This window comes from Mucilaginibacter sp. L196 (genome assembly GCF_009765905.1).
Classification (GTDB): Bacteria; Bacteroidota; Bacteroidia; order Sphingobacteriales; family Sphingobacteriaceae; genus Mucilaginibacter.
Window position 1 is genome coordinate 1,414,079 of the sequence record NZ_LMUO01000019.1, and the last position, 12,229, is coordinate 1,426,307.

General features: G+C 40.9%; 11 protein-coding genes. 4 read left to right on the top strand and 7 right to left on the bottom strand.

Annotation, left to right across the window (positions count from 1 at the left end):
- Window positions 1-85: 85 nt before the first annotated feature.
- The gene (cysS, locus tag GSQ74_RS22430; protein ID WP_158996421.1) at window positions 86-1,546 is read left to right on the top strand and encodes a cysteine--tRNA ligase; all 1,461 of its coding nucleotides are present in this window, start codon (window positions 86-88) and stop codon (window positions 1,544-1,546) included.
- A 71-nt stretch (window positions 1,547-1,617) separates the two neighbouring features.
- Entirely contained in the window at window positions 1,618-2,490 is an 873-nt protein-coding gene (locus GSQ74_RS22435) for a hypothetical protein (protein ID WP_158996422.1), read from the top strand.
- 195 nt (window positions 2,491-2,685) lie between these two features.
- Here GSQ74_RS22435 and GSQ74_RS22440 read toward each other — a convergent pair whose 3' ends face one another.
- Both GSQ74_RS22440 and GSQ74_RS22445 read right to left on the bottom strand, forming a co-directional pair.
- A complete protein-coding gene (locus GSQ74_RS22440) occupies window positions 2,686-3,648 on the bottom strand; it encodes a MoxR family ATPase (protein ID WP_158996423.1) in 963 nt (320 codons plus the stop codon).
- A gap of 5 nt (window positions 3,649-3,653) precedes the next feature.
- A complete protein-coding gene (locus GSQ74_RS22445; protein WP_158996424.1) occupies window positions 3,654-5,069 on the bottom strand; it encodes a peptidylprolyl isomerase in 1,416 nt (471 codons plus the stop codon).
- 166 nt (window positions 5,070-5,235) lie between these two features.
- Between GSQ74_RS22445 and GSQ74_RS22450 the strand changes: the two genes are divergently transcribed.
- Together GSQ74_RS22450 and GSQ74_RS22455 are read left to right on the top strand one after the other, a co-directional pair.
- Window positions 5,236-5,769 carry a hypothetical protein gene (locus GSQ74_RS22450; RefSeq protein ID WP_158996425.1) on the top strand — a complete coding sequence of 178 codons (534 nt, stop codon included), beginning with the start codon at window positions 5,236-5,238 and terminating at the stop codon, window positions 5,767-5,769.
- A gap of 43 nt (window positions 5,770-5,812) precedes the next feature.
- Window positions 5,813-6,391 carry a non-canonical purine NTP diphosphatase gene (locus GSQ74_RS22455; RefSeq protein WP_158996426.1) on the top strand — a complete coding sequence of 193 codons (579 nt, stop codon included), beginning with the start codon at window positions 5,813-5,815 and terminating at the stop codon, window positions 6,389-6,391.
- On the opposite strand, the gene GSQ74_RS22460 is transcribed toward GSQ74_RS22455, so the two are convergent.
- The 5 genes from GSQ74_RS22460 to GSQ74_RS22480 all read right to left on the bottom strand — a co-directional run bounded on the left by GSQ74_RS22460 (window position 6,388) and on the right by GSQ74_RS22480 (window position 12,172).
- Complete coding sequence (locus GSQ74_RS22460) at window positions 6,388-7,698, bottom strand: carbohydrate porin (protein WP_158996427.1); 1,311 nt, start codon at window positions 7,696-7,698, stop codon at window positions 6,388-6,390. The genes GSQ74_RS22455 and GSQ74_RS22460 overlap by 4 nt on opposite strands.
- 177 nt (window positions 7,699-7,875) lie before the next feature.
- Entirely contained in the window at window positions 7,876-10,581 is a 2,706-nt protein-coding gene (gene mgtA, locus GSQ74_RS22465) for a magnesium-translocating P-type ATPase (RefSeq protein ID WP_158996428.1), read from the bottom strand.
- 162 nt (window positions 10,582-10,743) lie between these two features.
- Window positions 10,744-11,178 carry a Fur family transcriptional regulator gene (locus GSQ74_RS22470; RefSeq protein WP_254060953.1) on the bottom strand — a complete coding sequence of 145 codons (435 nt, stop codon included), beginning with the start codon at window positions 11,176-11,178 and terminating at the stop codon, window positions 10,744-10,746.
- 52 nt (window positions 11,179-11,230) lie between these two features.
- Entirely contained in the window at window positions 11,231-11,887 is a 657-nt protein-coding gene (locus tag GSQ74_RS22475) for an HD domain-containing protein (RefSeq protein WP_371724814.1), read from the bottom strand.
- A 27-nt stretch (window positions 11,888-11,914) separates the two neighbouring features.
- The gene (locus tag GSQ74_RS22480) at window positions 11,915-12,172 is read right to left on the bottom strand and encodes a helix-turn-helix domain-containing protein (RefSeq protein ID WP_158996429.1); all 258 of its coding nucleotides are present in this window, start codon (window positions 12,170-12,172) and stop codon (window positions 11,915-11,917) included.
- Window positions 12,173-12,229: the final 57 nt, after the last annotated feature.

Here is a 12,229-nt window from a genome sequence, read left to right on the forward strand (position 1 = left end):
TGTTATTACTTTTGTCCTGAATCTTGATTCTTAACTCTTGATTCTAAACAACAACCAAAGCCGAAAAAATTGTAAGTTTGCCACCATGAAGCAGGATTTGTTTGTTTACAATACTTTAACACGCAAAAAAGAGAAATTTAAAGCAATAAATGCGCCGCATGTAGGCATGTACGTTTGCGGCCCCACCGTATACAGTGATGCACACTTGGGCAATTGCCGTACCTATATTTCGTTTGATATTATTTTCAGGTATCTAAACCATTTGGGTTATAAGGTAAGGTATGTACGCAATATTACTGATGCCGGTCACCTTGAAGGCGATGCGGACGAGGGCGAGGATAAAATATCAAAGAAAGCGAAATTGGCTAAATTGGAGCCAATGGAGATCGCACAAAAGTATACCGTAGGATTTCATGATGTGATGCAGATACTGAATATCCTGCCGCCAAGTATTGAACCACTAGCTACCGGCCACGTTATTGAGCAGATAGAACTGGTTAAAACCATATTGGAAAAAGGCTACGCCTATGAGGTAGATGGCTCTGTTTATTTTGATGTAGAGAAATACAACAGCACCAATGATTACGGCGTTTTAAGCGGCCGTAACCTGGATGACCTGTTGACGAATACACGTTCATTAGGCGGGCAACAGGAAAAGCGGGGCAAACTAGACTTCGCGCTTTGGATAAAAGCCAAACCAGAAACTTTAATGAAATGGCCTTCGCCGTGGAGTGTTGGCTTGCCGGGCTGGCATCTCGAGTGTTCTGCCATGAGCGAGAAATACCTTGGCGAACATTTTGATATACACGGCGGCGGTATCGATTTGATCCCGACGCATCATACTAACGAGATCGCTCAAAACATGGCAGCTTGCGGTAAAACACCTGCCAATTACTGGGTGCATACCAATATGCTGACGGTTAACGGGCAAAAAATGTCGAAATCATTAGGCAATAGCTTTTTACCGCATGAGTTATTCAGCGGAGAAAACTCCATCCTGAATAAAGGCTACAGCCCGATGACGGTACGCTTTTTTATGCTACAGGCGCATTACCGCAGTACGCTTGATTTTAGTAATGATGCCATGGAAGCATCAGAAAAAGGATTTAAACGCCTGATGAATTCATTCGGTTTACTAAAAGATTTAAAAACATCTTCTACTACTGAGGTTGAAATAAAATCACTTTCTGATCGTTGTTATGAGGCTATGAATGATGATTTTAACAGCCCTGTGCTTATCGCAGAGTTGTTCGAGGCATCCCGGATTATCAATTCAGTTTATGACGGTAAACTAAAAATTGATGCCGAAAATCTGGAATTGTTAAAACAATTGATGAATAGTTTTGTACTTGATGTCTTGGGTTTGAAAGATGAACAGGCAGCAGGCGATGATTTGCCACAGGTATTAAGCTTTATTGTTAACCTGCGCAACGAAGCAAAAAGCAGTCAGGACTATGCAACGTCAGACAAGATAAGGAATGGCTTGCAACAGATAGGCTTTCAGCTAAAAGACACCAAAGAAGGAACAAACTGGACTAAAATTTAAAAAAATTACAAATCGATACAGGATTAATTCCCATGTTATCACTAAATTTCCCCCTCACAATTCATTATCATATGAGAAAAATATTTTCAGCCGCTGTTATATTAACTTGCTTTGCAAATTTAGCCATGGCCCAAAAGCCCGATCTGGCACATGTAGATAAAGTTATCAAAGCAGAGGATAACTTTAACAAGTTACTTGCCCGTAAAGGAATTAAAGATGCTTTTTTAGAAGTTGCAGACATAGAAGGAATAGTTTTTAAACCGAACCCGGTTAAAATAACCGATTTTTATACCAACATTGATAAGCAACCGGGCACTTTAACCTGGGAGCCTAAATTTGCGCGTATATCAGCCAATGGCGATTTGGCTTTTACAGCAGGCCCGTACGTTTACCAAAATGGTAAAACTGATGACGATAAAGTATACGGCGATTATGTATCCATATGGCGCGTAGATGAGAACAACAAATTAAAATTGCTGATGGATTTGGGTATCCAACACCCGGAACCTGAGCAGGATGCTATTACCGACTTTCAAGAGCCTGATTCATCAAAGCTGGTTGCGCCAAGTAAAGATCCATTTAACGGCAAAAGCGTAATATTGGCTACCGATAAAATATTTAATCATTCATTATCCATATCAACTTTAGCAAGCTATAAAGAGTTTTTAAGCCCCGAAGGCCGTTATTATTTCCCGGGCTTTGAACCAATGGTTGGCCAGGACAGGATTATGAAATTTATTGATAACGAAGCCATCTCTATCACAGCTGAAACTACAGATGCAGGCCGCTCAACCAGTAATGACCTTGCTTATAGCTACGGAACTGCTCGTATAACCAAAGGACAGGTTGTTAGCAACTACAACTATGTTCGTATTTGGGAAATTGACAAGAATCACAAATGGGATATTTTGCTGGAAGTATTTTCAGCAGTTGAAAACGATTAACAACTGTAGAATTAAAAAAGAAGAGGGATGATTCTTGCGAATCATCCCTCTTCTTTTTTAGGGGCGAAATTTTGCCGTATTGAACCTTTGTCATTCTGAGCGCAGCGAAGAATCTTCTAAATCATGCATAGCTCGCCTTGCAGATCGAAGAAGATTCTTCGCTGCGCTCAGAATGACAAATAGGAAATATATTTTCTAGAACAACCCCTCTATAATATCATCAGTTGATAAGCCATCCGCCTCGGCATGATAACTGCGCACAATACGGTGGCGAAGGATGGGTTTGGCAATAGCCCGCACATCTTCAATGTCCGGCGAATATTTACCGTTAAGCACAGCGTGGCATTTAGCGCCCAGGATTAAATATTGTGATGCGCGCGGGCCAGCGCCCCAGTTTAGCAAACGTTTTACCTGAGGGGCTGCAAATTCGCCATTGGGGCGGGTTTTAGCTACCAGCTTAACAGCATACTCCAATACGTTATCCGTAACGGGGATATTTCGCACCAATTGCTGAAAATAAGTGATCTGCTCGGCGTTTAAGATATGATTAACCTTTGCTTGATTTGAGCTGGTTGTATTTTTAACTACTTGTAGTTCTTCTGCAAATGATGGGTAATCTAACGACACATTAAACATAAACCTGTCTAATTGGGCTTCCGGCAAAGGATATGTACCTTCCTGCTCTATTGGGTTTTGGGTTGCCAGTACAAAAAACGGTTTCGAAAGTTGGTGAGTTACACCGGCTGCGGTAACGGCCTTTTCCTGCATGGCTTCTAATAAAGCTGCTTGTGTTTTTGGTGGTGTACGGTTAATCTCATCAGCCAGTATAATATTGGAAAAAACCGGACCGGGTATAAATTTAAAATTCCTGTCCTCTCCCAAAATCTCTGAGCCAATAATATCTGATGGCATCAAATCCGGTGTGAACTGTATTCTTTTAAAATCCAGATCGAGTACTTGAGCAACGGTTTGTACCAGCAAGGTTTTAGCCAAACCGGGTACACCAACCAATAAGCAATGCCCATTACTGAAGATGGAAATCAGGACGAATTTAACCACTTCGTCCTGGCCGATAATAACTTTACCTATCTCGGCGCGCAATTGCTTGTAGGCCTTGTTTAAAGCGTCGGCGGCTTCAACATCCGATGGGTATTGCATAGATATTATTTAGTGGCGTTAGCTTGTACCGGTGCTGGTGGAGTAGCCCAACCTTTTAAATCAGAGCAAGTATTAAATTCCGGATCGATCTTGATATAAGTTTCTTTCCTTCTTTTTTCAAACCACTGGCTTACCGTGCGATTGGTTTTATCATTTAAGGCAGCCGCCTGTAGCTTAGGATAATCCTGGCCTAAATTAGCCTTATGCGCATCGGTAACTGATTTTAGATATAAAATTTTGTAGGTTTTCTTGCCTGCGTTATCTGTAAACAATTGTGGTTTTGAATAACCACCAACTTTCATAGTATCAATAACCAATGCGATTTGTGGGTCGAGTTTATCACTTGGAATAATGGTACTTCTGTTTTGTACATCCTCAGCATTCAGCAACATACCACCATTAAATTTGGTTTCCTTGTCATCCGAATAAAAGGCAGCAGCACTTGAAAAGTTTATTTTATTGTTTGTCATTAAATCATTGTAAACACTATCGGCTTTGGCCTTTGCCCGGTTTAGGCTGGCTTGTGTAATGGCCGGGATAATTAAGATATGCCTAACATGTACTTGCTCTCCGCGGCGTTCAATAACTTGTAAAAAGTGAAAACCGAAGTCAGTTTCAAATACTGGCGAAATCTCACCCGCTTTTAGTTTAAACGCCCATCCGGCAAAGTCCTTAACGTACGAGTTACGATCAGCAAAACCTAAATCACCACCATCGGGCGCTGAACCCGGATCCTGCGAATATAAACGCGCCAGCGTGCCAAAATCTTCACCAGCTTTTACACGTGTGCGTAAGTCCTCGGCCTTTTGTCGGTAAAAAGATTTTTCATCTTTGTTCAATTTTGGCTGAAAAACGATTACGCCAACTTCAACCTCTTTATTGTATGTAGGCAAACTGTCTGTGGGTATTTTTTTGTAATAGTTTTCAACGTCCTGAGGGGTAACGTTTAACTTTTCAGTTATTTTGGCCCTCATTTTATCGGCAACCAATGCTTCTTTAATATCCGGGCGAATCTCATCCTTATATTGGATAACTGAACGGCCCAGGAATTGCTCAAGCCTGTCCTGGCCACCGGCTCTTTGGGTCATGGTACGCATACGGCGGTCAACTTCATTATCAACCTCATCATCCTTAACCTCAATACTATCAATTATGGCTTGTTGCGCTAATATTTTTTGTGCTAATAGTCCGTGTAATATCTGGCATTTGATATCCTGATTAGGGGCACCGCCCTGCGCCAGGTAATTGGCGTATGATAATTCAATATCAGATTGTAAAATAATATTATTGCCTACAACCGCGGCTATTTTATCAAGTGTGTGCTTTGGAGCACTTGCCATTGCCAGGCTGTCTTTATTTTGTGCGCTGGCTATTGATACTGATAAACATATCCCCAGAATGGCTAACCCAATTTTTCTCATGTATATTTCTGATGCTAAATAGTATGCGGACAGTATCCGCTTAAAAAATCAAATTTCGGTAAAATTTATTAAAAATAGTGGGTTTAAATTTTAGCCAGCTATAATTATGCGAATATGCTGATAAAGCTTGAAACTGTTTAACTACTTTTGGTTAAAATTTGTTAAAGTGAAAACCGAAAATCCAGCAGCGCTGCATTTTATATTGCAGGATGATATTTTTTTATTAAACCAGGACCGGGAAGCGTATAGCCACACGGCTTTACCCACGGAACAACCTGTACCACAGGCTGCCCCATTAGTTGCTGTAGAAACGAAACAAGTTGAGTTTAATTATTTAGGCGGCAACAAAAAAAACTTCCTGATTACGGTTCACTATCCCGGTATTGATTTTATGGCTGATGCGCATTTAACGGCCCTGCAAAACACTCTAAAACGTCTGGGTTTTGAGCTCGATGATGTAGCGATCTTAAATATAGCAAATCACATCGAAGTGGATCATGACACTATATCAAGCTTTTTCAACCCTAAAAAAATGCTCTTGATGGGTAAAAGCGCATGGCCGAAAAATGTTTCTTCCCTTAAATTGAACGAACAGCAAACACAAGGTAACTGCGCAATGTTATTCAGTTTTAGCTTTGATGAGATGATGGACCGCAACGATTATAAAAAAGCTTTTTGGGAGCAAATGAAATTGCTGTAATCGGAGCTTATCTTTATTCTTGAATCTTATATCTTGACTCGATATGCAACAGTTAGTTTTTGCAACCAATAATACCCACAAGCAGGAAGAAGTAGCCGCCAAAATTGAAGGCAAAATAAAATTATTAACCCTGACCGATATTGGCTGTATTGAAGATATTGACGAAACCGGCAACACATTTCGCGAGAACGCCTCACTAAAGAGCCGGTTTATTTACGATAAATACCACATCAATTGCTTTGGCGATGACAGCGGCCTTGAAATTGAAGCGCTGAACGGCGAACCGGGCGTATTCTCTGCCCGTTATGCAGGCGAGCATGGCAATCATGCTGCAAATATTGATAAAACACTTGCCGCTCTAAAAAACATTACTAACCGTAAGGCAAACTTTCGCACGGTTATATCGCTGATATGGAATGGCGACGAGTATTTTTTTGAAGGTGTAGTAAACGGCACCATTCGAAACGAGCGCGTCGGAACTGCGGGTTTTGGTTATGATCCCATTTTTCAGCCGGATGGTTATACCAAGACATTTGCAGAGATGAGTTTAGCAGAGAAAAACAAAATCAGCCACCGCGCTATTGCCATGGCTGATTTACTTGATTTTTTAAAGAAGGTTTAAAACTCCACGTGCATCCTTAAGGAAAACACATTTACCGGGCCCCTGCTTGCATTATAAGCCGGGTTTAGGATAAACTGGTAATCAGGTGTTATCCACAATTTCTTTTGGTAAGCGTTGATCTTGTAATAAATTTCGGCTACCATTTCGGGTGCATAATTTAGTTTTCCATCACCAATAATAAATCCATAGCCGCCGTCAGCTAAATAATTGCGGTGTTCTGACGATAAGCCATCACCTATAAAAGCTAATCCTATTTCATCATCCGGGCGTTTCCATGATGTGCCTTTTAACTCAGCACCAAAGCTTATTGAGCGGTCGATCTCGGTAAAAAACCAGGTTTCAGTATGGCCGTCATTCCAGCTTGCCCTGGCAAATACACCAAAATCACTGGTTAGGTACTGATCGGCACTAATACCAAACCCAACTTTGTGCCTGCCATAAGCCTCGGTTGAATCTACATTTGGTGCTTTCGGATTTTGGGCGATGGCCTGGTCGTAGTTGCCAAATTTTCCATTATTTAAATAACCCAATAACCGCACGGTACCTTTTTGTCCGCCGATAGTATAACGCCTTTCATACTCAATATTCTGCGTATTTGCGTGCAAAACTTTAGCATCCCAAACCGAACCGTTTGCCTGTGTTACCACCATTGTAAACGAAAAACGCAGGGTCCAGTCTGGCTGACCTAATTCGGTATATAGTCCTAATACATAACCACGGGTGTTAGCGGCATAGTCCCAGGCACCGTTATCCATCAATGCCCAGTTCATAAATTGCATGCGTGGGTCGTGACTGAATTGATTGTTATCAAAAAAATCTGCCAAAGCATACTTACCGGCGGCTATAGAAAAGTAACGCTTGCTTTTTAAACCGGCTATCTGGTTTTGGTCATCGGTAATGGTGTCTTTTTCTTTCCCCCACTCAAATGTTTGGCGCAGGTAAAGCCGCGCTATATAAATGGCTGGTTGTGTACTACCAACCCTATAAACTTCGCCGTTTGGAAAAGCCGCGATACCGGTAGTTTTACTTAAGCCGCTGCCACCGGATATTTCCGGGTTAAAAACAATGTCGGCACCTTTCCATAATCTAGCATCCCCAAATAAGGTGCTGGTTATGGATGTTTGTGTTTCGCCTAGGGTTGATAAACTATTCAGCCCTGAATAAGAAGCGCTGAATGGTGGTTTGTCCTGCGTAATAGTAGTTTCCTGGAAGTGAAGGCTGTAACGCTGTTGTTTAACAGTGTCCTGTGCAAGCGCATAGTGTCCTGATAATAATGAGATTATTATAAAGGTTAAATATTTTTTCATAATGAGTGTTTAAAAGAATAATTAATTTAAACAAAGCTAACAATTTTTTTAGGCTTGTCTAAATTTATTATTTTTCATAAAAAACTGTGTAAATAAATTTCTTGTTTGTTCTATAATTACAGCCTTACAAAAAACAAGCTAAATATTAAGGTTAAAATATTGTGTATGATTTTTAGCTTATAGCCACTGGCTGAATTTATTAATGAACCAATTTTTTATCACTTGCGTTAGCAGGCAATAGCAAAATAAGATACCTATTAACCATGGGAAAAAGCTTAAAGGCAACGCCACCAGCTTAAAGGCCGATGCGATAGGTGAAAATGGCAGCGCAATACCTATCAGCATAATCAGCGATGTAAGTGCTACTACCGGGGTAGCCGCCCAGCTTTGTATAAATGGTATTTTACGGGTACGTATCATGTGCACAATCAGCGTTTGCGATAGTAAGCTCTCCACAAACCAACCGGTTTGAAAGAAATCTGCATGCGCTGTAGAGTTTGCCTTAAATACATACCACAATACCGCAAAGGTGGCATAATCAAATATGGAACTGATAGGGCCAATATAAATCATGAACTTACTGATACCGCTGGCATCCCATTTACGGGGTTTAATAATATAGTCATCGTCCATTTTATCCCATGGGATAGAGATCTGCGAAATATCGTACAGTAAATTATTGATCAAAATTTGGATAGGCAGCATCGGTAAAAATGGCAACAGCGCACTGGCACCCAGCATACTGAACATATTGCCAAAGTTGCTGCTGGCCGTCATTTTAATGTATTTGATGATGTTACCAAACGTGCGGCGGCCATAAATAACACCTTTACGCAATACCATCAGGTCTTTCTCCAACAAAATAATATCGGCACTCTCTTTAGCAATATCTACCGCGGTATCAACAGAGATACCTACGTCGGCATCCCTCAAGGCTGCGGCATCATTAATACCATCGCCCATAAAACCAACGGTATGGCCTTTGGCCTGTAATACTTTTACTACCCTTGATTTTTGTAGCGGACTTAACTTAGCCAATATACTGATGTCGTCGATACGGGCGGTAAGCTCCTCATCGCTCATGTTTTCCAGGTCTTTACCCAGCAAAATATTAACAACCGGGATACCTACATCTTTACAGATTTTTTTAGTAACCACCTCGTTATCGCCGGTTAACACTTTTATGGTAATACCCAACTTGTGCAATGCTTCGATAGACGGTTTTGCAGATGGTTTTGCCGGGTCAAGGAACCCCACAAAGCCGGTTAATATCATGTTGCTTTCGTCGGCAACGGTGTAGGTAAGCGGCCTTTCATCATATTGCTTAATGGCAACCAATAATACCCTTAAACCTTCCTCATTTAATTTACGGGATGTTTTAAGGATGGCGTCCCTAGTTTTTTCATCCATTGGGATGATAGCATCGCTTTTTATTTGTAGTTGGTTGTCTTCACCCGGATCAAAGGCATGGGTACACAAATCAAGCACTTCTTCAACCGCGCCTTTACAGATCAGCAGGTGCTTATGGTTTTTTTCTTCGAGGATAACCGACATCCGCCTGCGCTGAAAATCAAACGGGATCTCATCTACTTTTTCAAAAGCTTCGCCTTCTTTAAGGCAGTCATGCAGTTCCACATGCTCCAGTACCGCCAAATCAAGCAAGTTTTTTAATCCTGTTTGATGATAGCTATTCAGGTAGGCCCATTTCATTACCTCGTTATCTTCGTGGCCGAAAACATTTAAATGGCGCTCCAGAACAATCTTGTCCATGGTTAATGTACCTGTTTTATCAGTACATAAAATATCCATGGCGCCAATGTTTTGTATAGCGTTAAGGCGTTTTACCACCACCTTGCGTTTCGACATGTTTACCGCGCCTTTAGCCAGGTTGGCGGTAACAATCATCGGCAACATTTCAGGGGTTAAGCCAACCGCTATGGATATGCCGAAAAGCAATGCCTGCAACCAATCGTGTTTGGTAAATCCGTTAATTAAAAACACCAACGGAACCATCACCAGCATAAACCTGATCAGTAACCAGCTTACACTGTTTACACCTTTGTCAAAACTGGTTTCGGCACGTTTACCCACTAATGATTTTGATAGTGAGCCGAAATAAGTTTCGCTGCCGGTATTTACCACGATGGCATGGGCAGTACCACTTACAACGTTGGTCCCCATAAAGCAAACATTATCCAGATCAAGCGGCGAAATTTTGTCGGCCTTTTTATTAGCAGCGTCTGTTTTTTCAACAGGCAATGCCTCGCCGGTTAATATAGCCTGGCTCACAAACAAATCCTTCGACTGCATAATACGCACATCCGCAGGGATCATATCCCCCGCTGAAAGCAAAATAATATCGCCGGGAACCAGTTGTTTAATATCAATTTCTTCTCTGCCGGTTTGCTCGCGTAAAACAGTAGCAGTGGTTTTAACCATCGACTTTAGCTTTTCAGCCGCCTGGTTACTGCGGAACTCCTGTACAAAACGCAGCATGGCGCTTAGCATCACCATAATAGATATTACAGCAACCGTGGTATAATCCCTATCGGCAGGCGCCTGTATAATTACGTCGGTAATCAGGGAGATGATAGACAACACTATTAATACACCAATGAAAGGGTTTAAAAAAGCCTCAAAAAACTGCACATACCATTTGGGTGCTTTTTCATGCGCAACCTCGTTTAAGCCATAAGTGTGAAAACGATCTTTTACCTCCGACGACGAAAGGCCAAGCTCGTGACTTTTTAGGGTATATAAGAATGTCGCTTTGTCCTGTGCAGCAACTTCTTTAATTTTTAATGCTGATGCGGTGCTGAACTCTGTAGATTGATGACCGTTGTTTTTACCTAAAGCGGCTTTTAATTTTTCTCTCTTAAGCATAGTAATAATAATTACCCGTGGCCGGGCAGCTTAAAAGAGCAGACCTGGTTAGCGGGAGTTTTGTAATAGATGATATGAGCTTCGACTCGGACCAGTATCCATTTTGTTTGTTTTTTAATATTTCTGCGAAGATACGCTTTTTAATTGTGCAATGGGATTGCATTATTTTTTACATTGTTTGCAAATGCCTTTTACCACTAAATTCATTTCTATTGATGTAAAATCATCGGGTAATAATACTTCCGGGATTTTACTGTTTGGAAGGCAAAAAGTTTCTTTACAAACGATGCAATTGAAATGCACATGCAAATCATGGTGCTGCCCTTCATCACAGCCGGGGGCGCATATGGCATATTTAGGCGAACCTGTGCCATCATCTATTACATGTATTAATCCCTTTTCAACAAAAGTTTTTAATGTGCGGTATATGGTAATTCTATCGGCAGGTTGCAGGCTTTTTTCAATATCAGTTAAACTGGCGGCAGCTTTTTGTTTCAATAGCGATTCCAGTACCAAAATGCGCATTGCAGTTGGATTGATTTTTTTATCTGTCAGCTTTAGTTCGGTGCTTACATTCATAATTAAATCAATTAGCATTATTAATTGGCAAATTTAAGTTTTACAATTTAAACACAGTGTAAAGTTTTGTTTAACTCATGCTGCCACATTCCATAAAAAACTGTTGCAAATAAGTTTCCATAAACGCGTGGCGTTGTTCGGCAAGTTTTTTACCGGTAGCGGTGTTCATCTTATCTTTCAGCAAAAGCAATTTTTCATAAAAATGGTTGATGCTGGGTGCGGTAGTATTTTTATATTCCTCCTTGCTCATATTAAGGTTAGGCTTTATTTCAGGGTTATATATTTCACGACCCTTAAAACCACCGTAGTTAAATACGCGGGCAACGCCAATTGCACCAATGGCATCAAGTCGGTCGGCATCCTGTACAATACTGAGTTCGGGTGATTGAAAGCTTAATTTATCAAAACCTGATTTGAAGGAGATGTGGCGTATGATTTGTTGAACATGAACAATGATATGCTCATCTACATTGATACTATAAAGAAAGTTTCCGGCAGTAATGGGGCCAATTTCCTCATCTCCATTGTGAAATTTACTATCGGCAATATCATGCAAAAGGGCAGCGAGTTCAACCGTAAGCAGATCGCAATCTTCAGTATCGGCAATTAGTTTCGCATTGGCATGTACGCGGTGTATGTGCCACCAATCGTGGCCGCCTTCAGCATTTTGGAGAGTTGTACGTACAAACTGAACGGTTTTATTAATTATTTCAGGTTTATTCATCATTCAATAATATCTGCAAAGATATTATTGTTAGCTTACTTTAGCCATATGAGGCGCACCTTGGGGCTTGGTATCAATCAAGTCGGCTACTTCGAAACCTAAAACTTCCGCTATCTGAAAAAGTCGCTCAACGGTTATTTTAGTATAACCAAGTTCAATTTTACTGTATGCATTTTGCGAGATAGCCAGCTTTGCGGCCAAATACTCTTGTGTGTAATTACGGTATTCTCTTTTGTTCCGGATATTAGCTGCAATAGCTTTTATCTTGAGATTTAATCCCTCGTTCATAAATACTACAATTGTTATTGTGTGTACTTACGAGATGATTACTTACACGGTTTTTGA